General features: G+C 42.0%; 18 protein-coding genes. 10 read left to right on the top strand and 8 right to left on the bottom strand.

Annotated features, from left to right (window positions below):
* Position 1 precedes the first annotated feature (1 nt).
* Positions 2 to 1,795: a M56 family metallopeptidase gene (locus AC4HCY_RS01270; RefSeq protein WP_491095220.1), complete on the top strand. Its 1,794-nt coding sequence runs from the start codon at positions 2 to 4 to the stop codon at positions 1,793 to 1,795.
* Positions 1,767 to 2,306: a hypothetical protein gene (locus AC4HCY_RS01265; RefSeq protein ID WP_323431272.1), complete on the top strand. Its 540-nt coding sequence runs from the start codon at positions 1,767 to 1,769 to the stop codon at positions 2,304 to 2,306. The genes AC4HCY_RS01270 and AC4HCY_RS01265 overlap by 29 nt, the downstream gene beginning before the upstream one ends.
* Before the next feature lie 176 nt (positions 2,307 to 2,482).
* On the opposite strand, the gene AC4HCY_RS01260 is transcribed toward AC4HCY_RS01265, so the two are convergent.
* Positions 2,483 to 2,956 (bottom strand): pyridoxamine 5'-phosphate oxidase family protein, encoded by a 474-nt coding sequence (locus tag AC4HCY_RS01260; RefSeq protein ID WP_323431271.1) that lies wholly within the window; start codon positions 2,954 to 2,956, stop codon positions 2,483 to 2,485.
* Between the two features lie 270 nt (positions 2,957 to 3,226).
* Here AC4HCY_RS01260 and AC4HCY_RS01255 point away from each other — a divergent pair, with 270 nt between their 5' ends.
* From AC4HCY_RS01255 to AC4HCY_RS01240, 4 genes are all read left to right on the top strand, one after another.
* Positions 3,227 to 3,694, top strand: coding sequence for a hypothetical protein (locus AC4HCY_RS01255; protein WP_491095219.1), 468 nt, complete (start codon positions 3,227 to 3,229; stop codon positions 3,692 to 3,694).
* 382 nt (positions 3,695 to 4,076) lie between these two features.
* Positions 4,077 to 6,524 (top strand): helix-turn-helix transcriptional regulator, encoded by a 2,448-nt coding sequence (locus AC4HCY_RS01250; RefSeq protein ID WP_491095218.1) that lies wholly within the window; start codon positions 4,077 to 4,079, stop codon positions 6,522 to 6,524.
* Positions 6,525 to 6,628: 104 nt separating this feature from the next.
* Positions 6,629 to 7,162: a hypothetical protein gene (locus AC4HCY_RS01245; protein WP_491095217.1), complete on the top strand. Its 534-nt coding sequence runs from the start codon at positions 6,629 to 6,631 to the stop codon at positions 7,160 to 7,162.
* 21 nt (positions 7,163 to 7,183) lie between these two features.
* A complete protein-coding gene (locus AC4HCY_RS01240; RefSeq protein WP_491095216.1) occupies positions 7,184 to 11,542 on the top strand; it encodes a leucine-rich repeat protein in 4,359 nt (1,452 codons plus the stop codon).
* 273 nt (positions 11,543 to 11,815) lie between these two features.
* Here AC4HCY_RS01240 and AC4HCY_RS01235 read toward each other — a convergent pair whose 3' ends face one another.
* From AC4HCY_RS01235 to AC4HCY_RS01225, 3 genes are all read right to left on the bottom strand, one after another.
* Positions 11,816 to 13,417, bottom strand: coding sequence for an NAD(P)H-dependent oxidoreductase (locus tag AC4HCY_RS01235; RefSeq protein WP_491095215.1), 1,602 nt, complete (start codon positions 13,415 to 13,417; stop codon positions 11,816 to 11,818).
* Positions 13,414 to 13,965 (bottom strand): PadR family transcriptional regulator, encoded by a 552-nt coding sequence (locus tag AC4HCY_RS01230; protein WP_491095214.1) that lies wholly within the window; start codon positions 13,963 to 13,965, stop codon positions 13,414 to 13,416. The genes AC4HCY_RS01235 and AC4HCY_RS01230 overlap by 4 nt, the downstream gene beginning before the upstream one ends.
* Positions 13,966 to 14,051: 86 nt before the next feature.
* Positions 14,052 to 15,056 (bottom strand): AIR synthase family protein, encoded by a 1,005-nt coding sequence (locus tag AC4HCY_RS01225; RefSeq protein WP_323431885.1) that lies wholly within the window; start codon positions 15,054 to 15,056, stop codon positions 14,052 to 14,054.
* Positions 15,057 to 15,443: 387 nt separating this feature from the next.
* On the opposite strand from AC4HCY_RS01225, the gene AC4HCY_RS01220 reads away from it, so the two are divergent.
* The 4 genes from AC4HCY_RS01220 (at position 15,444) to AC4HCY_RS01205 (ending at position 18,970) form a co-directional block, all read left to right on the top strand.
* Positions 15,444 to 16,436 (top strand): methionine ABC transporter ATP-binding protein, encoded by a 993-nt coding sequence (locus AC4HCY_RS01220; protein WP_323431886.1) that lies wholly within the window; start codon positions 15,444 to 15,446, stop codon positions 16,434 to 16,436.
* A gap of 1 nt (position 16,437) precedes the next feature.
* Complete coding sequence (locus tag AC4HCY_RS01215; protein WP_323431887.1) at positions 16,438 to 17,115, top strand: methionine ABC transporter permease; 678 nt, start codon at positions 16,438 to 16,440, stop codon at positions 17,113 to 17,115.
* Positions 17,116 to 17,180: 65 nt separating this feature from the next.
* Positions 17,181 to 18,065, top strand: coding sequence for a MetQ/NlpA family ABC transporter substrate-binding protein (locus AC4HCY_RS01210; protein WP_323431888.1), 885 nt, complete (start codon positions 17,181 to 17,183; stop codon positions 18,063 to 18,065).
* A gap of 17 nt (positions 18,066 to 18,082) precedes the next feature.
* Positions 18,083 to 18,970 (top strand): DUF169 domain-containing protein, encoded by an 888-nt coding sequence (locus AC4HCY_RS01205; RefSeq protein ID WP_491095213.1) that lies wholly within the window; start codon positions 18,083 to 18,085, stop codon positions 18,968 to 18,970.
* A 180-nt stretch (positions 18,971 to 19,150) separates the two neighbouring features.
* Here the strand turns inward: AC4HCY_RS01205 and metF are convergent, their stop codons facing one another.
* Genes metF through AC4HCY_RS01185 form a run of 4 tightly spaced genes read right to left on the bottom strand, consistent with a single transcriptional unit; the run spans position 19,151 to position 22,152 of the window.
* On the bottom strand, positions 19,151 to 20,044 hold the full coding sequence (metF, locus tag AC4HCY_RS01200) for a methylenetetrahydrofolate reductase [NAD(P)H] (protein WP_323431890.1): 894 nt from the start codon (positions 20,042 to 20,044) through the stop codon (positions 19,151 to 19,153).
* 14 nt (positions 20,045 to 20,058) lie between these two features.
* The gene (locus tag AC4HCY_RS01195) at positions 20,059 to 20,781 is read right to left on the bottom strand and encodes a UPF0280 family protein (RefSeq protein ID WP_323431891.1); all 723 of its coding nucleotides are present in this window, start codon (positions 20,779 to 20,781) and stop codon (positions 20,059 to 20,061) included.
* A complete protein-coding gene (locus AC4HCY_RS01190; protein WP_491095212.1) occupies positions 20,774 to 20,980 on the bottom strand; it encodes a DUF362 domain-containing protein in 207 nt (68 codons plus the stop codon). Before AC4HCY_RS01190 ends, AC4HCY_RS01195 begins: the two co-directional genes overlap by 8 nt.
* Entirely contained in the window at positions 20,980 to 22,152 is a 1,173-nt protein-coding gene (locus tag AC4HCY_RS01185; protein WP_491095211.1) for a homocysteine biosynthesis protein, read from the bottom strand. The genes AC4HCY_RS01190 and AC4HCY_RS01185 overlap by 1 nt, the downstream gene beginning before the upstream one ends.
* Between the last annotated feature and the right edge of the window lie 48 nt (positions 22,153 to 22,200).

Raw genomic sequence — 22,200 nt, 5'->3', positions numbered from 1 at the left:
TATGCTAGAGAAAATATTCTTGCAAATTCTTAATATGAGCTTTACTGCAAGCTTTGTGATTCTATTTGTGCTTATGGCAAGGCTGCTCTTGAAAAAGTCACCTAAAATTTTATCCTATACCCTTTGGGGTGTTGTACTATTTCGGCTGATCTATCCTTTCAGTTTTGAGAGTGTGTTTAGCCTCTTGCCTGCAAAGACAAACCCTATTTCCCAAGATATTATCTATGCAACTATTCCAACCATAGACACAGGCATCCCGGCAATCAACCATACTGTAAATCAATTACTGCCAGCGGCTACCCCAACTGCCAGTGTAAATCCTCTGCAAATTTGGATTTTCATCGGTACTATGGTTTGGCTTTTGGGTATTGCTATTTTATTGATTTATAGCATTGTCTCTCTTATGAAACTACAAAAACGCCTTAAGAACGCCGTTCATGAAAAAGATAATATCTATCTTGCAGAGCATTTAGATACCCCTTTTGTTATGGGAATTGTTCACCCAAAAATTTATTTGCCGAATACACTTGCCGATAAAGAAATAGAGTACATCTTGCTCCATGAGCAAATGCACATCAGGCGCTTTGATCATGTGGTAAAAATATTGTCCTTCTTTGTGCTATGCCTGCACTGGTTCAACCCTTTTGTATGGGTGGCGTTTTTTGTAAGCGCAAAAGATATGGAGATGTCCTGTGATGAAGCGGTCATCAAACAGCTAGGCAATGATGTGAAAAAAGAATATTCATCCTCGCTGCTTACACTTGCCACAGGAAGGCGCATCATTGGCGGTACCCCTCTTGCCTTTGGTGAAGGTGATACTAAAGGGAGGATAAAAAATGTACTGAATTATAAAAAGCCTGCTTTTTGGGTGACTGTAGTGTCAGTGGCAGCTGTCCTTTGTTTGTCAACGGCTCTAATGACAAATCCGAAAGATAAAGAAATAGGATTTAGTGGCGTAAATGCTGTTATTCTCGAAATCGACAAGGAAAATCAAACTATGACCGTTAAGGGTATAGATGAAAACAGCGTGATAGGTGATAAGTGTATCTTGACTTGGGAAGCTGATCCTTTTGTAACTGTCGCAACAAACAGTAAGCCTATGCGCCTTTCTTTAGATGATTTCTCTGTTGGCGATTATGTTGTGATTTTTATCGGTGAGGTACAGGAAAGTCATCCAACAAGAGCAAAAGCGACGACCATTCAGCTCCAGCCTAAAGAAATGTACACATACTCTGCGGAGAATTTATGGAAAGCCCGCACAAAATATGTCGGCGATAATTCAGCCGTTGGAAAGCTCCTTGGATTATTGCCATTGCCGGCGGAACTGCATCACAAGCAATTTGAACTGCTTACAAACTCAAATCAGCGTGGCATCAGATGGATTCTTGACGAAAATGAAAATGCTACCTACAATGTAAATGATTTGAATCTATCCGCACTGTTGCTCTTTGCATTGGTTGATAATTTGGAAGACTTTTATATCATAACAAAAGATCCCTTTGGCGGCGAAACAGAGCTTCATTTCAATCGTGAATGGGCAAATGATCAGGTTGGTGGTGATATGCGCATATATGCAGCAAGTCCGGAAAAGCTGCAAGAACTGATTAACTTTTACAATATAAACCCGATCGCAGACCCTTTGGAACAGGCGATTCATAAAGCAATTTTAGAGTATAATAAAAATGATTACAGGCCAGCGGATATTGCTTGCGAAAGTCATGTGGTATTGGCAACAGAAGCAGGTGGTAGAGCTGGTAATTCAGACATTGAAACTGTCACCGTATATGCCCCATGAATATTGGCAGCCACGTGACGGCTCATATTACAAACCTGATATAGAAAAGAAATTTCCAAAAGCAGTATTGCAGGATGCCTTGGATACGCAGAAGTTTATTGTAGGACAGAAGCAAAGTATTTATCAGCAACTGATTAAGGGCGGTTTTATCAATGCTGAGCTTATGATTACAAGCGTCATTCAAGATATTTTGCAAATGGCGGATGCCCCATCTAATTGGAGACTACAATCAAAACAACGTGAGCTAATCTATTACGGTGACTATATGCTTACCTATGCGTATACCAGATTTTTAGAAGGTAGCCAGACCGGTAAAAAGGCAAGAATTATGGAGTCAGCTTGCAGAGCTATTTTGAAACAGTTTAATGAAGATATTGATTTTGCTTCAAAAACAGGGCAGGAATGGTTTGATGCTTATCTTGCCTCAATAAAAACCTATCAAGCCAAAGAAGGGCTGGATTTTGTCAAGGCAAATATGCCAAAAGCATATTTATTGTTGATGCTGGAATAGCATACTCATTTAATCAACAAGGAATAGAGCCGATACGCAATTTCTTCGATGTATCGGCTCTTCCTACTACATCCCTAAAATAGTCCAGAGTATCCTTGCGTAAAGATGGTAGTTTGGATCGCATCAGCTGTGGTATATGGTATAAATATACTTGAATAGCCTTAATTTTCTGTTCACTACGAATAGTATTTTCCGGTTATTTCCGTTATATCAATTTGTATTACCGCCGTACCTTTAACCATGTTAACGGGGAGTTCTTTACTTGCTGAATGAGGTGTGTATTTTTCTGCGATTTTTTTCAGTATATTTCCTTTTTCATTAATATCATCAACAAGCCTGGCAGTACCGGAAATAATGACGCTTTCATATTTTGTATTTGTATCACATGGATTTCCATCAGGATCCAGCAGTAATTTATCCATTTCATAAACAGAAAATCCTATTCGTGAGTCACGGGCAATATTATCAAGCTTTTTCCCTTTGGGAAGACCGTGAGCAAAGATTGCATTCTTGTAATAAACAAAATGGATTGGAGTAACATATGGAGTTCCATCAGAATTCAATGTTGCTAAGCTGCCAGTTTGTGAGCGTTCAAGTAGCTGTCGTATCTTTTCTTCGGATAACTGGTGGGTTTTCATTCGGTATTGCATAATGTTATACTCTCCCTATCATATCGTTTTTATTTTATTGTACTATAAACCCGGCTCTGTTTTAAGGACCGGTTTTGATAAATTTATAGGATACAACACTCTCACATGAGGGCAGAACCCCATTTACTGACCTGAAGGAAGGCCGGTATAAGGATGCGGTGCTCTGGGCCAATGAAAACAACAATTCTTACTTTACTAAACAAAGAATTGTATGTATAATTTATATAGAAAGCCAAGTTATTTTGTTCAATATTCAGGAGGAAAATAGCGATGAGCAATGAGGAAAAAATACTTGAAATGCTAATTGATCTTACAAAAGCAATAGATAATACCAGAACAGAACTCAAAGAAGAGATTCAGAGTGTCAGAACAGAACTCAAAGAAGAGATTCAGGGTGTCAGAACAGAACTCAAAGAAGAGATTCAGGGTGTCAGAACAGAGCTCAAAGAAGAGATTCAGGGTGTGAGGACAGAGCTCAAAGAAGAAATCCAGGGTGTTAGGATAGAACTTGAGGCAGAGATTCGGGAGAACAGAAAAGCGATTGTCAAAATCGAAAATAAGATTGAAAGTGAAATATCAGATAAAATCTGCGGTCTTTACGATAGCAGAGAAGTGACAAATGACAAACTTGATAAAATTTCTAGCGATATTGGAGACATCAGAGAAACCATATCAAATGTTGAACTCATCACCGCCAGCAACTGGAGAGATCTAACGAAGCTTAAATCAATAAAATAATGAGCTTGTAAAGTTTTATAAAAATGGTATCAGGCTTGTGATAAAAAAGAGGCAGCCATCGTGACTGCCTCTTTTATTTATGGCACCGGGTTTTTAACAAATAACCCAGGAAGCTTATTTGCTTATAAAAGGGCTTTATAAGCTATAAAAAAGGAGGTTTTTGGATGAGCCGGGGTATTATGCAGTATTCGCAGATACTCATTTAACCCACTCCTCACATAAACTTGCACAATTGTCAATAAAACCATATAATAATAACAGAAGTATATCGTATGTTTAAATACTTATTATAAATGAAGGTGCTCCACTTGGCACTTGCGTAGGGCCCTAAGATTTTCTCCATGCTCAAAATGATAATAAGCACTTTCGGGAGGCGAATAAAATGGCGCGGAAAAGACAAATCAAACCGGAAACCCGTTTTTTCCCTAAAAGGCTCATGGAAAGATTGGAATTAATAAAATCTTACCCCCTTACCCTTATAGAGGCACCGTCAGGCTTTGGTAAAACCACAGCTCTTCGTCACTTTTTTGATTCAAAGATACCCGATACTGCATTCATTTCTTGGCATACCTTTTCTTTTGAAAATCCTAAAAGCTCATGGAAAGCCTTTTGCGGGCTTATATATGACTTTGACCCTAAAAGTGGGACAGAATTGGAAAGCATAGGTTTGCCGGATGAGGATAATATGAGCCGTATCAAGGACGCCTTCCGCAATCTCCTTTGCCCTGAGGAAACTTATATTGTACTCGATGATTTTGCTTCATGGAAACTGGCAAAACCCGTATTGTTCTTGGAGGCTTTATCAAATCATGGGGGCATCGGATTGCATATAGTTGTTGCATCACAGCTATTGCAATGGGAAGGTCAAAGTACCCTTTTGCCCAGCAGCCGTTTTCATTTGATTAGGGAGTCTGCCCTGGCATTCTCCCGCAGCGATATTGATGCATATTATCGTCAAGCCGGCATATCACTCACCGGTATGCAGCTTGAGGAGCTGGAGAAAATTACCGAAGGCTGGATTATGGCACTATATCTACAGCTTTTGGCCTATATCAATAGCGACAAATTTGAAGTAGGGAGCATGGAGGATCTTATCCATAAGGCCTTATGGGACAAGCTTCCGGAAAAGGAAAAGAAATTTTTGCTTGCAGTATCAATCTTCCCAGGATTTTCATTGGCCCAGGCTACTGCAATGTCGGGCATGACCCCCGCTGAAACGGAATCCCTCCTTAGGGGAAAAAGAGTATTCGTCCATTTTGACAGGGAATCCCGACGATTTTATCTTCACACACTTTTTAGAAGCTTTCTTGCCCAGCAGTTTACTTTGCTTACTGAAGAAAAGAAAAAAATAATTTATATAGCAGGGGGAGACCTGGCGGAGCAAGCAGATGATCGTATAAATACTTTGCGCTTTTATTATTTATCCGGTTCATGGGAGCGCCTTATGGCTTTGACCCTCACCAGCTATGAAATAGCGGATATTGCGGACGAAAACACAAAGCCCATGATTTTGGATATCATAGACAATACTCCCTACGAAATCAAGCTCAAATACCCGGCATCCATGGTACCTTTAGCCTTTACTTTATTTTTTCTCCACGAAAACGAAAAGCTTTTGACTTTTAAAGAGGAAATATTGGAAATAATCAATGAAAGCGCTCTTTCTCAAGTTGAGAAAAACGCATTATTAGGAGAAATGGAATTATTGCTATCATTTTTAGAATATAATCGCATTGATGCTATGAGCGCCCGCCACCGTAAAGCATTAAAGCTATTAGGCGGTCCCGCAGCTCTTATTAATATAAAAAGCACTTGGACTTTTGGCTCTCCATCGGTACTTTATCTGTACTACCGTGAAAAGGGCAAGCTGGATGCGGAGCTGATGCAAATGGATGAATGCATGCCTTATTACTATTCCTTGACCCGGGGTCATGGCAGCGGGGCAGAAATCATTATGCGGGGGGAAGCACATTTTTTGCGAGGTGAACTAGACATGGCAGAAATGCTCTGCCATAAAGCTATGTTTACTGCAGACAGCAAGAGACAGAGCAGTATCTATCAATGCGGCTTGTTTCTTTTAGCGCGAATTGCCATATTCTGCGGCGATAAGAATATGCTTAACACTGCTTTGCAATCCATGGAGGAGCGGGCTCGACAAAATACGGAAGATCTATGTCGCTATACTTTGGACTTGATTAAAGGGTTTTTATACATATTACTGGGAAATAAAAGTGAAATTGCACCTTGGCTATCCGAAGGGGATATTAATGATAAACGTTTGGTTATAATGGCACAGCCTTTTGCCCATATTATTTATGGACGGATACTTTTGGAGCAAAAACAATATCATAAAATTTTGGGGGTAAGTGAATTTGCATTAGCCATATCCTCGATATTTCCTAATTTATTGCCGCAAATATATATAAAGCTATATATGGGTCAGGCGTTGGAAGCACTGGGTAAGCACTCCGAAGCCATTGATTGTATAAAAGACGCTTTATCAATAGCATTGCCGGATAATATTTATATACCCTTTGCCGAGAACTATACAGGAATCAAAAATCTATTGCCCAAGGCCGGTTGCAGCTCAGAGGCTTTAGAAAAAATCGTATATTTAGCTGATATGTTAAAAAGCGGTTTAGCAAATTTAGGTCAAGGAGACATTCCTTTAACACCTCGAGAGGCGGAAGTACTGCTTTTAATAAAGGAAGGGCTTAGTAATCCAGTGATAGCTGAAAGGTTAAATGTTTCTGTTTCTACTATAAAGGCAGCCGTCAGCATCATTTTAAATAAAAAAGGCGTTACTTCCAGAGAAATGTTGAAGGGATAAGATAAAAATAAATGGCCACCGGCCAGTATAAAAAATTAATTCTACACTTTACAATTTTAATGTAGGGTGTTTTTTTATACTCAAAAAACAAGGGGGGAATGCATATGGCAGAAAAAAAGATGCCTAAAGGGGAAAAGGATACGATTATCGCAAAGGTAAGTGCTTTAGATGATTACAAGCTGAGAATCACATTTACCCATGGGAGTATTTTGGTTCTGGACATGAAAAGCAGATTAGGCACTATACGCTACTATCCTTTAAATGACACGGAGATATTGCATTCCGCCTATACTGACGGCACAAAAATCATCTTTGATACGAAGCCTAAATATGAGTTGGATATTTTCCCTCAAGAAGCAATGGAAATGGCGCTGACACCCTCCCATGACGGCAAAATTATTCTGAGGGCGGAAACGCTAGGCAAACATAAAGTATATATAGACTTTGCCAGCGGCAGCTCTATGGAGCTGGATATGAAGAATCATTTTGAAGATGTGAATTACAGCATTTTAAAGGACAGAGAGCTATTCCACTCAATGAGTACAGACGGGGAAAATCTTATTTTTGGAGAGGATTTAAAGATCCATATTCGGGAATTGGTTTTTCCTATGGGGAAACATTGGAAAGAAAATAAATGAAACAAGGGGGTAATTTGAAAAATGAAAAGAAAATGTAAAAGGCTGGGCAGCCTGCTGCTGGCACTATGCATGGTAGTGACTATGTTGCCGGGTGCGGTCTGGGGAGATGTAGGTGACGAATTCACAGACGGCGATTTAAAATACAAGGTACTGACAGAGGACAGCGGGGCAAAGACCGGCACCGTAGCGCTTATAGGGTACCCAGGCGGTAGTACGCCGTCGGGAGAGCTTACCGTGGCGGAGTCGGTATATAATGCTGGCATAACCTATAGCATAACGGAGATTGGAGAGGGGGCTTTCGAGTCAACAAATTTGACAAAAGTTGAAATACCGGATTCTGTAGAAACCATAGGGAAAGATGCCTTCAAGTGGTCTGATGAGCTAAAAGAGGTTATTCTGGGTGATTCCGTGGAGACCATTGAGGAAGCAGCTTTTAATTGCGAGAATTTGGAAAGTGTCACACTGGGCAATTCTGTAAAGACCATAGGAGTAGAGGCCTTTCAAAATACAAAGATAAAGAGCATCAATATACCTGCTTCCGTGGAAACAATAGGCACAGATGCCTTTTATGGATGCAATGAGCTTAAGGAATTTACGGTAGCTGCGGGCAGCGAGCATTTTGCGGCGGAGGACGGCGTCTTATTCAATAAGGATAAAACCGTTTTAATCCTATATCCTGTTGGGAAAACGGGAAAATCTTACACTATCCCGGATTCAGTAAAGACCATCGGAGAAAGAGCCTTTGCCGGAAATAAGAACCTTATACAGATAGACACTACAAATGCAGTGACCATAGGCAAAAGTGCTTTTGCCGGCTCTGCCTTAGGGAGCATTGACATTGGGGATTCTGTAGTAACCATAGATGAAGATGCCTTTTATGATTGCCGAGATTTGGAGACAGTAACTTTCTCAACGAACTCTTCACTGGAGACTATAGGAGATGGTGCATTTAACATGTGCGAGGATTTAGTGAGCATTGATCTGCCCGCTTCACTAAAGACCATAGGTGGATGGGCTTTCGGTTATTGCCACAGCCTTGAAAGCCTTTGGATAGGCCCATTAGTGGATTCAATCGGTTCTAATGCTTTCTTTGCCGAGAAGTTAGCCGGTTTTACTGTAGATCCGGCTAATGAACACTACTCATCGGCAGATAGCGTCCTTTATGACAAAAATAAAACTACATTGATAAGATATATGCAAGGCAAGCCGGATACATCCTTTAGCATACCTGATACGGTTACAACTATTGAGGAATCCGCTTTTTATGCCACAGATAAATTAGGAACTGTGACTATTCCATCAGCCGTGAATAACATTGGTGATTCCGCTTTTTACTGGTCCGGCATCAAGAGCATAACCTTCTTGGGAGATACGCCTCCAACGGTAGGGAACGGCATCTTTGCCAGCTGCAATAACTTGACGGATATCTATGTGCCTGAAGGCAGAGTGGATGCATATAAGTCGGCGTTAGGTACAGACTATGCTTCAAAAGTTACAGCATTACCCACAATAGATCAAGCAGGCTGGGAGGCTTTGATTGCCAATAACGGGGCTGCGATAAAGGACGGAGATATCATTATCCTGGGTGAGAATGTGACCGGGAATCTTTACAGAAACAATAGCTTGCCGAACCTTACCATAGACGGCAACGGTCATACTATTAACGGACGATTACAGTTTGTTAATAAAATAAACCTTACCTTAAAGAATATATCGATTCAAGGTCCGGATAACATAGAGGCAATCAAATTTACTAATTCAAGTGAAGAAAGCAAGCTCACAACTTTAGGTACGGTGACAATTACAGGAGGAAATGGAAAAGGCTCGGGCTTATATGGCGGAGCAGGTGTATATAGCGATGCTGACTTGACCATCACCGGCAGTGACGAAACCATATTTACCGCCGGCGATGCCTATGAAAGTTTCCCATATAGCAACCCAGCCGTATGGGTGCAGCAAGGCAGTCTTACACTGGACGGCGGCAGTCCTACCTTCCGGGGTGGCAAAGGCTATAGCTCCTATGGTGCACTTGTCGGTAGCGATGATAATCTGAAAGAGCTCATCATAACCTCCGGCAGCCCCAAATTCACAGGCGGTTCCCTAAACGACATCGGCTCTAGCGGTGCAAATATAGATGGTACCATTCGCATATCCTCCACCGGCAGCCCAGAGTTTATCGGTGCCAATGGTAAGGGAGATAGTTACTCAAGGGCGAATGGTGCCTGGGCAAGGAATTTGGAGATAACAGCCGGTACCCCAATATTTAAAGGGGGCTCTGCCTCGAGTAGTGAATCTTATTTATACGCTGGTCATGGCATCAGTTTATCAGATAGTGCAACCATATCAAATGATACCTCTCCCATATTTACCGGCGGGGATGGTGCGGCTCAAGAGTGTGGCGGAAGTGGCCTAAGCTTTAACGGAGGCATAACCATTTCCACGTCGGGAGATGTGATCTTCACCGGGGGAAGTAATTGCCGATACGCCATAGAAGAAGGCGGCGGCGGTTCTGGGACGAAAACCGGCATCAACCTCAAAGACCTTAAAGGCAAAATTACCGCCGATAACACAAAGGGCAGATATGGTGCTATCGGATTGTATGAAGGCGGCATAACCTATCCTGAAGGGCTGGCTGACTACAGAAAATATAACGGGACTGACAAAAGCTATATTTTGGATATGAATGATACAAATCCGACCGTTCCGAAGCATCAGTTAACAATCATAGGCGGCTCCGGCAGCGGTAAATATGAAGCAAACACCATTGTAACCATAACAGCGGATGATCCTTCCCACGGCAAACGGTTTAAGGGGTGGACCGGCGCCGACGGCTTGACTTTTATCGAAGGCAGTAAATCTTCTAGAATGGCGAAATTCAAGATGCCCGCCAATGATGTTACTTTGGAAGCAACCTATGAAGATATTCCAACATTGACTTATACTATCACCTTCGATGCCCAGACAGGTTACGGTATACCTCAAACCTTACAAACCGATGCAGAGGGCAAGCTCATGTATATGCCCGACCCTGTAAGATCCGGCTATACCTTTGACGGCTGGTACACCGCTGCAATCGGCGGAACAAAGATAACCGCAAACTATATATTTACCGCAGACACCACCCTCTATGCCCATTGGACAAAAATAGACAGCGGCGATAAAGATAAAGACAAGGATAAGGATAAAGACAAAGATGGATCAGGCTCAGGCGGCAGCAGTTCCGGCTCATCCGCAACACCAACTGCACCGATAAAGCCTACAGCTCCCACTGCTCCTTTACAACAAACAACTACACCGGATGCTGCCATAATAATAGTAAAAGCTGATATAAGCTCCGAAGGCAAAGCGACGGCACAAGTGACACAAGCACAAATAAGCCAAGTGATTGCAAAAGCTCAAAAAAAAGCAAAAAAGACCGATGAGGTAGCAAGATTGGAAATAAACCTTGACGGTACAAAAGGGGCAAAAGAAATAGAAGTTACCATATCCTCGTCATCCATAAAGGATATGGTCACAGGGAATATAGCTGATATGACACTGACAAGCGATATAGGCTCCCTCACCTTTGACGCGGATTCTCTAAAGACAATCTCCGATGCCGCCAAAGAAGATATAACAATTTCCATAGCAAAAGCGGATACCTGGAAACTATCCGAGGAAGCAAAAGGAAAAGTAGGCAATCGTCCCGTATATGACTTTACAGTAAAAAGCGGAGAAAAGACTATATCACAATTTAACGGTACAGTAACAATAGCATTGCCCTATACACCGGCATCGGGAGAAGACACAAATGCCATAGTAGTATACTTCATCAATGATAAAGGCGAATTAGAAACTATAACAAACGGCAGATATGATGCAATATCAAAAGCAGTGATATTTGAAACAGACCATTTCTCCTACTATGCTATAGGCTATAACAAAGTACAATTTAAAGATGTAAAAGATAAAGACTGGTATAAGGATGCCGTAAGCTATATAGCGGCAAGAGGAATAACCTCGGGAACATCGGAAGGGAACTTTAACCCAGCCGGTACCCTTACAAGAGGGCAATTTATCACCTTGTTGATGAGAGCCTATGATATTAAGCCCATAGATAAACCAAAGGATAACTTTGCTCCCGATGTGGCAATAACGAGACAGGATATGTCCTCATTGCTGTATAATACACTAAAGGCCATAAAGAAGCTTCCAAATGCAAACGGCGAATTCCCGTATAGCTTTACAGACAAGAGCGATATATCCGATTATGCAAAGGAAGCTATGGAATATATGGTTAGATCAGGGGTAATATCCGGCAGTGACAATAAGCTTTCACCAAAAGCTACCACCACCCGAAGCCAGATGGCACAGGTACTGTATAATTTGATGACGAAATAATAACATAGCACGATAAAATGACACAAGAGACTGTTGCAAAATTCCAACTTTGTAACAGCCTCTTGTATATCTCTTTCCTAAAGTCGCACATATCCAAAGCATTTTCCAATAGATTACCAACAATAATGCATAAGCCGCTACAGCATTCACCGCATAGTTTTCACAAAGGCGGATTTCCCTATCCGGCGGCAGTCATCAGCGGAAAACCAGGCAATCTCTTTGATCAGCTGGGAGATGCTTCCCGCGGGGAATTGGCCGTTATATTTTACCGTTTTATCCCTTTGCCACCTTTGCAGGATACCACTTGGCAAACCATACCGTAAAGGCACCCATCAATGCAGGTGCTGCGGAATTGATCAATCCGCTGTAGGCGGACAGAGGGCTATTCATAAGAAAGTATGAGAAGGCTGCAATCAGCAGGTATAATATTCCCCATGCCATGGTCAGTATCCTGTTGGTTTTGATGAACAATGGATTGTCCAAGGCCTTGTCACCGCCGTAGTCGCCGCTTGAATAATGAGCGGACAATGGTACTTTTGCTGTGCAGGATAGCAGCCACAGCGTTCCAAACAGCAGATAGGACAGGCAAATGATGAGAGCTTTATCTACCAAAAGCAGCGCCGTCAAACTGAGCATGGATACCAAAACGCCGCTGATCCTATCATAAACCGTCAGTCTGTATCTATAGCCAAGCATGGGGATTAAAGAGCAGGCCGCAATTCCTGCTGCACCGCCCCAAACAGCATCAATGGGGAGCAATACCCACAGGATGATCCATTGGTACAGCAGTATGCTCATATTTGTTTTTCCCGGTTCACTATGAGCCTTCAAGGCAGGCTTTTTTCCGCCGAAATATTCATCCATCTTCAGCATGGTGTCAAATTCACCTAAAACCCTGTACTGCTTTTTCATCATGGCTTCGGCGCCGTTGAGCTTTCCCTCCGAGATTTGCCGCCAAATTTCAAAGGATGTTTCAATCCTTGTGGTGTATGGTATAAAATCATCGGTCATGACAGTACAGTTTTCCTTGCCCAATAACAATTGATAGGTCTTATCCAGGTCGGTAAAAAACATTTCGAGGACTATATCCTTCACATAACCCTGGGGGTTGTAAATGGCAGCCATCTGCCGCATGAAGCTGTGGGAAGGGTCCCGGGGCCTGTTGCCCTGAGCGGATTCTTTTATATCCCAGCTGGCGTCGGCCATCTCCACAAAAACCTCCGGAGGGTATAAAAGCTCCTTCAGCTTGCTCTGCGTAGCCTCTGAAAAACTGCCGTACAGGGCAAATTCCTCTCCGGCTTTTTTGACATAAGATAAATAATCGCCGGTCCTTGCTGAAAGCTGCGGCACCCGGAACAGCTCTCCCTCAGGGCAGATGATTTTTGTCAGCCTTTCTCCGAACATTATTTCAAACTGCCGGAGCAGAGCATCATAATTATTTTTTGTGGAATAAAAGCCGCAGGTTGAGATCAATACATGGCGTTGATGTGACAGGTCGTATCTGGGAGGGTGTCCGCTGGTCCCGTCCTCATACACAGCCATAAAAGGCAGGTTGGTAGGCAGCAAGCGATCCAGGAAGGCTTTGATCTTGGAAGGCATGCCCAAATAATAAAGAGGGAAGCTCCATAGGATGACATCGGCGTTTATATACTTTTCCGTAAGCTCTGCCATGTCATCCTTTATGATGCAGCGGCCCGGTGTTTTGGTCCAACATGCAAAACATCCGCGGCAATGTTCGATATCGGAGTTGTGGATGGATATGATATCAATGCGGTGGCCGCTGCCCTCACTCAATCCCTCCAAAAATGCATTTGCCAATTTAAGAGTGTTGCTTTCATCACCCCTGGGGCTGCCGTTGAGCACCAATATATTCATAGTGAGCCCTCCAGCAGCTTGATTGCGCTGTCTGCCCAATCAAGGCACATTTTGAAATAAGATTTGCCGAAGGCAGCCGTAAGCCCCCAGTAAAGAGCTTGTTGATTTGAGCTGGCGCAGGAGCGGTAATCTTCTATATTGCCGTCGGTTCCTTCCAAAGCCTCCATGACATCCATACATCTTTTTTTATAATTTTCAAGCATCATGATATTTTCATCAACATTTCTCTCGCCGGAGAAAAAAAGCTTCATTAAAAATGCGCTGCGGATTTGAAACTCGCTGTCCAGACTGCTTTCATCCAGCCATTTGTACAGCTCCGCTTTCCCCATATCGGTAATGGAATATTGCCTTTTGTTTGGCTTATCGGTTTGGAACACGATTTCCGATGTGAGCCATCCAAGCTTTTCCATAGCGTTGAGTTCACGATAGATCTGGCTTGTCTGGGCCTGCCAGAAAAAGTTGAGAGAATCTTTAAACGTCTTATCAAGCTCATATCCCGTCATCCGGCCGTAGCTCAGAAGGCCTAAAAGGCCGTGCTTCAAAGACATAGCGGCACCTCCAATTTTATATTATACAAATATTATATTACACAAGTATAATATAGTCAAGGAGATATAAAGATATCGGCAGGCTATCATATATTTTTACGCTTTTCAGCTCTTTCTGAAGCGACATAAAGCTCGTCTCTCTCAGGCGGTGTGATGGCTATGCAGTCATCCTCCGAGATCAGGAGCTTATCTTTTTTCGTGACCTTTCCTATTATAGAGGCATCGATGCCGTTAGCTGCCAGGGCCTTCAGCACTTCATCGCCTTTGGGTGCGCATATGAGCATTGAACCGCTGGAAATAAGCCCAAGGGGATCGATCCGGAAAAAGTCGCAGATAGCTCTGGTTTCGGGCAATATGGGGAGCTTCTCCTTTATTATCCTTACTCCTACTCCGGAAGCTTCGGCTATCTCATAAACAGCCCCAAGGAAGCCGCCTTCGGTTATGTCATGCATAGCTGAGGCTCCTGCTTTGGCAGCGGCAAGCCCATCCTCAACAGCTCCTATTTTTTTGATAAAGCTTTGAGCTTTATGCAGCAGTTCAGGTGACAGCTCCGCTTTCAATATATCCTCATAGTCTGATGCCAGTATTGATGTCCCTTCGAGGCCAAGAGCTTTGGTAACGATCACATCATCACCGGGCCTGGCTCCCGAAGAGGTCACATATTCGTTCTTTTTTGCTATTCCCAGGGCAGTCACAGAGATCACCGGCTTGATAACCGCATCGGTGATCTCGCTGTGTCCTCCCAATATCTCTATCCCTATCTGGCGGGAAGCATCGTGTATGCCCTCCATCAGATCCTTCAGCATAAGCTCGTCGGCACCGGCGGGCAGAAGCAACGTAACCAGTATCCCCAGAGGGTTTGCTCCGCAGGCGGCTATATCGTTGCAGGAAATGAAGACCGAAAGATATCCGCTGTTTTTATTGGCGCCGGTTATGGGATCGGTGGAAGCCACAGCCACATTTTCACCAAAGTCGATAATGCTGCAATCCTCACCAAAGCCGGAGTGAACCAGCACTTCTTTTCTCATACTCCCCAGATATGGATAAACAGAGCTCTTCAATATCTCGGGAGGCACTTTTCCTATTTTCAAGAATGATCACCTCTAAAATTTATCACTATTAACATGCGGTGCCCGCACAACGTTAAACAAAAGCAATTCATAGCAATGAAGCTTCGTTCAAACCATACAATAAAAGTATACATAGAAATCTTTATAATGTAAACAAACCATATGGAAAGATAAAGGTTTTCAATTCTCCTTAAGCATATTTAATTTGATTTTATTATAAAATCAGACAAAATCAGACAAGAAAAATCAAAAAACCTTTAAAATAGACATAATCTATATGAGTTTAGCATTAGATAGATTATATAAATTTGTATATTAAATGGTGAGATGATATATTTAATATGCAAAATGGGTTGTGTATGTAATTTCAAAAAAAGTTTGACTTAAAGTTATTAGGGGGCAGCCTGCGTGATCAAAATTGTAAATTTGCATAAACATTTTGAAGGATTAAATGTACTTAGGGGAATCGATTTAACAGTTGAGACAGGGCAAATTTATGGCCTAGCTGGACGCAGTGGTGCTGGAAAATCAACGCTTTTGCGGTGCATCAATGGGTTAGAAACCTATGATGAAGGCAGCTTGTGTATAGATGGAATAGAAGTTTGTGAATTAAAAGGGAAACAGATTCGGATTTTCAGGAAAGATATTGGAATGATATTCCAGAACTTTTCGCTTTTGGGACAACTTACTACATATCGTAATATTGCGTTTCCGATGGAGTGCTGGAGGTATAAAAAATCATATATAGATAGAAGAGTAAAAGAATTAGCAGAAATGGTTGGGATATCAGACAAGCTAAATGCTTACCCAAGTCAGCTTTCCGGCGGACAAAAGCAACGAGTTGCCATTGCCCGAGCTTTGGCTATGAGTCCTAAGCTTTTACTTTGCGATGAGGCAACTTCTGCGCTTGACCCAAATACGGCAGCATCATTTTTAAATCTCTTAAAGCAAATTAATGAGCAGATGAATATTACCATTATCATAGTAGCTCATCAGATGGCTGTTATCCGTTCTATATGTCACAGCCTTTCAATCATAGAGAATGGCCGGATTGCTGCAAGCGGCACTGTTGAACAAATTTTTCTCGAGGAACCGCTTGCGTTGAAAAATCTTATTGGAGAAGAAAATAATAAAGCACCTAAACCAAAAGGGACAACACGATTAAAGGTTATATCTTCTGGTGAGTTAGCTAATCAGCCGGTATTGGCAAAAGTGGCACGAAGCTTGAATATTGATTTCAGCATTATTAGTGCTTCGATGGAACGAGTAAATGAGGTAACTATACAATCGAGCATTATTGACGTGTCAGATTCAGATTCGGTAGATTTGACTCAGAAATTAAAAGAATATGGAGTCATTTGCAGTTGCTTAAATGAATCGGCTTTAAAGGAGAGTAGCTAATGTGAATAGTGAATTTTGGATAAATTGGCTGCAAAAATTTAATCGGCTAATGTGGCCGGCCATTGTTGCTACCATCCGTATGATGTCTATTTCTATGATTTTAGCTACCATTCTGAGCTTTATCATAGCGATTATATTGGTGATGACGAATCCGACTAAAGGGCTTAGGCCATGTAAATGGGTCCATAGCACTCTATCGTTTATTGTTAATACAGTGAGAAGCTTTCCCTTTATAGTTTTGATTGTAGCGATTGCTCCGGTGACACGCTTAGTAATGGGAACAATGATTGGAGAAGCTGCTGCAATTTTTCCTTTAACCGTTGGAGGAGCACCTTTTATGGCGCGTATTATTGAAAATGCGCTTTTAGATGTTGACCCACAACTAATAGAAGCTGCTAAAGCTTGCGGGGCCAGTGATTTACAAATTGTTTTGAAAGTCATGCTGAGAGAAGCAATTCCAAGTGTTATCAACGGGTCCACTTTATGTGCAATTAATTTCCTAAAGTCTACTACAATGGCAGGTGCTGTTGGAGCAGGCGGGTTAGGTTCTGTCGCACTCAATTATGGTTTTTATAGCTTTAATTATTCCGTTCTATATACCGGCGTAATTTTATTATTAGTCATGATTCAAGCGATTCAGCTGTTTGGTGATTATTTATACAAGCATAGTATAAAATAGCAAGTTTTATTTCATTTTAACTTAAATAATTGAATCAAAATTCTTAAGAAGTGAGGAAGATAAAAATGGGAAAAATTAAAAAGTTATTATCTCTTTTATTGGTTTGCGTATTAGCATTATCTATGTCAGCATGCCAAGTTAAACCGGCAGAATCGCCTGATGTCCCGTCTAATGGAGAAATTGCAGAAGCAAATAAGCCGGCGGAAAAGAAAACTGTAAAAATTGGTTGCGTTTCTGCTACCGAACCTGCTGCAGATTTGATGAAAACTGCGTTAGAGGGGACTGGAGTTGAAGTGGAGGTTGTTGTTTTCGATGGTAACAATCTTCCTGCAGAAGCATTAAATGCAGGAGATATAGATGGTTTATTCTGCAATAGCTTAAAATGGATGAAAACCTTTAATGATACAAATAAAGCAAATCTGACAATGCCGATGCCGTATTATTATTCTTACAGCGGTCTTTACTCTACTAAATGGAAGTCTCCTGAAGAATTTCCCAATGGAGCGAAAATTATTATTGCTCAAGGCTTAGCCAATATCGATGGATGCTTGACCATGCTGGAAGACACCGGCTTAATTAAGCTTAGTGATAAGCCTTCTGAGAACAATTTTTATTCTTTTTTAGATATCGTTGAAAATGCTAGGAATATTGAAATAATTCCCACAGAGCTAACTACTACTATGAGCTCAATTGATGATGTCGATGCCGTTATTGCCTCTGCAGTTATTGTTCGTGATTCGGGTAAATTAGATCCAAGCTCTCATATGGCAATCAGCAAAAAAGAAAATATGACACCACAGGGATTAATAGTGAGAAGTGAAGACGAGAATGCAGATTGGGTAAAATTAACTATGGAAAAAATGCAGACTGAAGCCTGTTACAAAACGTTTAATGAAGCATTTGGCGGGACTTTTATTTTGTACTCCGAAATTGATAAATATTTCAAATAAACTAATAGGAGAGTTGTATGATGTTTGATCAGAATGCGGTAAGGCGAGCAGTTATTAAAGCAAATTGTGCACTGGAATTTGAACGTTCTATTGTTGGAATAAAATTTTTATTTACTCAGAAAGAGTTTGAAATGGCAAATGCACCTCAGCTTCAATCCCAAAAGTCTTATTGTGCTATGGTTGTTCATGCCGCACATGGGAAAAAGCTTAAAGCTGACTTTTCTAATTTCGGTTGTTTTGGAGGGGCAAGAGCTTTAGGAATTGTGGCTCTTGATGAGTTTTATACTTCTGGACGCTTTTTCCAGAATAGAGGGCTTTATACTGATTTGACAACATCCAAAGAAGTAAGCAATCATATTTCGATTTGTAAGCACAGGGCATATGGTGTCCAAGTTATGCCTGTTGAAGAGTTTACAGAAGCTCCGGATGTAGTAATCATTGTATCGAATCCACGCAATATTATGCGTTTGGTTCAGGGATATACACATTTTTTTGGAACTCACAGTACATTCAAAATGATTGGTAATCAGGCGATTTGTGCCGAATGTACCGCAGAACCATATGAAACTAATGACATCAGTATGTCTGTGTTATGTGCGGGACCACGTTCGGCAGGTATGAAAGAATATGAAATGGCTATTGGTATGCCTTTTGGTAAGTTTGAAAGAATTATTGACGGCTTATGCATCACTATTACACCTGTAGAACATACAGATATTAAATTAAAGATTATTGAGCGAATGAAACAAAACGGTATAGATGATGTACCTATTATATTAAATAGAAATTATGGCGGCCCTGTATTCTATCAGCGAGATAGTGTATATTTTGAAAAACAACGGGAATTGAAACCAATGGAACAAGAGGAAAGACTTCCTGATATTTGGAATTTAGATGAAAAATAAAAAATACTGAATCTTTGCATGAAAAAGCATAATTTTTAATTACATTTCAAGAAAGGCTTCGTTGATTTTCGGAATACCTAGCATAGAAGCCTTTCTTGTTGTGTGGGAATCATGATTTGCTAAATAACGGGATGTACAAGAGCGTGGAGTTCCAGACTTTATAAAGGTTTTCAATTCTACTTAAGCATACTTAATGTTATTGCCCAAATAGCTCCTTATATTTGATATCTGGCCAATGATTTTTCTTGCCACCTCAGGCTTGTTCATCGTATATAGATGTATCCCGTCCACACCCGAAGAAAGCAAGTCTATGATCTGTTCCGTTGCATAGGCTATGCCCGCCTCCTTCAGGGCTTCCGGGTTGTTTTCATATTTATCGAGTATGCGTTTGAACTTGGCAGGTATGCTGGCGCCGCAAAGTCCTGTTATCCTCTCTATCTGCTTTTTGTTTATTACGGGCATGATGCCTGCGGATACAGGTATATTGACCTCTATCAAATCCAGCTTTTCTTTAAAATCATAGAAAAAATTATTGTCCAAAAACAGCTGGGTTATGAGGAAATCCGCTCCGGATTTGACCTTGGCCTTCAGGCTGCGCAGGTCTGAGAGGCTATCCCCGGCTTCTATATGGACCTCGGGATAGCAGGCAGCTCCTATGGAGAATCCTCCGAAATTCCGTATATGGGCTATGAGATCCCTTGCATACTCGTATTGGGCTTCTTCTGAAATGCAAGTGTCATTTTGGGGTCTGTCTCCTCTTAGTGCAAGCACATTTTCTATACTGGAGCTGCGCAGTCTTGTCAGAATATCCTCCACTTCTTTTTTTGTAGAGCTTATGCAGGTCAAATGGGCAAGGGCTTCAATGCCGTATTTGTTCTTTATGATATCTGCGATCTGTACCGTGTGGGATTTGCTGCTGCCTCCCGCTCCGTAGGTGACGCTGATAAAATCGGGCTTCAGATCGGATAATGCATCTATGGTGTTGAGGACTGTATCTATGGAAGCCTCGGGCTTTGGAGGAAATATCTCCAGGGATATTACCGGGCTTTTATTGAATAATTCTTTTATTTTCATTTCCAGTTCTCCTTTCAAGGTTTGATCAGATTTATATTGCCGAAGGCGCCCATTTTATCTCCCACTATTATGAGGACGCCTTCCACTCCGGGAATAGACATGGCTGTTTCTATCCCCTTTTCTATATCCTTTTGGTCTTTTACCGCATTGCCTGCAGCAGTAGCGGCAGCATCTGCCAGCACTGCATCCCTTGCAAGTATCACTGCCGCATCGGCTTTGCCGAAGCTTAGGGAGTGGCCTACAGTGCCGCTGGAGGTACAGATGCCCAATTCTTCATCACTGCCGGGTATTAGGAGGGCAATCTTGTTTGAAAAGGGAGAGCTTCCTGCGTATATGGAAATCCTTCTGTCTATCCTGGTCTTAAGAAATATATCTCCCCCATTTTCAATGATTATCTCCTCGGTATGCTTCAGGAGGGAAAGCCCTACATATTTGGATACGGCTCCTGCCACTGCCGCCATAGGCCCCACCTTTGCAGACTCTGCTGCGCGGCACATTTGCTTTACTATTTCGGGACTGTTTTTTTGAGGTTTAATGGAATCAAGGCTCGTAAGAAAATGCGGATTCTTACGAATATATTCATGAAGCTGGCTTCTGCATTTTATTAAAGCCCTCCTGGTTTCTTTCTCCAGATTATCCTTAGCAAAAATCTGAAGGTCCGATTCGCCTTCGGTCACATTAAAGCAGAGCAGATCCCTGGATTTCATTATTTCTCTGTAAAACCGTTCTTCATACATAAAGCCACCTGGTGGACATATCTATCGTAATGGCTCTCAAGGGGCAAGCCTTTATGCAGCTTTCACAGCCTGCGCAGCGGTCCTTATCAAAGGACAGGGTGCAATCCTTGCCTTCCATCCGGAGCGAATCGGAGCCGCATGCTGCGGTACAGGCTCCGCAATGTACGCATTTTTCTTTATTTATATATATCTTGTTCATTATATCCCTCCATCAACACTTTCCTTCAATGAATTAAGGGCTGAAACTTTTGGGAAAGCTTCTATGGGCTCCTGAAGTGTGAAGCCTTCCTCTGCCACCCATCTTTTGAGCTCCAGGGCAATCTTTCTCGCCTTATAAAGGCTGGAAAGGGGTGCGGTTTTTATTGTATTGCCGTCGAGGACCAATTCTCCGCTTCTCAATTCACCGTAGCTGCATTTGCCGAGGACGGGCTTGTTAAGACGGGACACGCTGTAGTCCACAATATTTGTATATATATCCTTGTTTTGCACCGACAGGTTATGGAGCAGATCCTTGTCGAGAACGGGTATAGGTATTCCTATGCCTACGAACAGGGAGGTGCCGTATTTTTCAAAAACCGCAGGCTTGATATATTCTGTGCTCATCTTCTTCAAATCACCTGTGACCGCAAGGGTGCAAGCTGGTGATAACGGTATGCCGTTTTCTCCCCTGGGTTTTTCGGTGACAAATTGTGTACCTTGCCAGGAGACATATCCTGCAGCGCCTGCCAGAAATATTTTTGTCCCTATGCCTATGGTCCTCAGGTAGGGATCATTCAATAAAGGGCTCAATTCCCCGGAAGTAGAGTAATTTATATTCTCCATATGGGGCTTCAGCACTCCCATATATGTGTGAAGGAGCCTGTCGGAAGTATTTATCGCTGCGGAATAGTTCTGATAGCAATTTCTGGGATTATAGAGGTAGGCTTCATTTATTAAATCCTTGGTAATATAGGTGTCTATCTCCTTCCTGGGATAGCAATCTGTCCCCGGGGAATAGGCCTTAAGATGCACAGGCTTACCATCTATCAGATCGCATATTACATGGGCTCCTCCGTATTCGATGCCCAGATCCTGTGAGGGCTCAGTGGCCCCTATATATGAATCTACTGCAGCAAGGCCGCCGTATGCATTGACATTGTTGAGCAAAATCTTAGTCATCCTTATTGGCGGGTCTGAATGGCCGAAGTTTATGAAGGCTCCGGAAGAACACATAGGGCCAAAGGTTCCGGTGGTCACCACATCAACATATTTGGCTGCATCTTGTATTCCTTTTTCTTCTGCTATGCTTATTACCTCTTCTGCCGTAACTACCACTGCCGTACCTTTCCTGATCTTCTCATTGATTTCTTCATAGCTTTTTTTAATGGACATATATGATTCTCCTCCTCTAATTTTTTTATCACTGAACTAACCCGCTCT

Source organism: Lutispora sp. QWL-02 (genome assembly GCF_058315355.1).
Note: the sequence above shows the minus strand (reverse complement) of the source record. Positions and strands in the feature narration are given on the sequence as shown.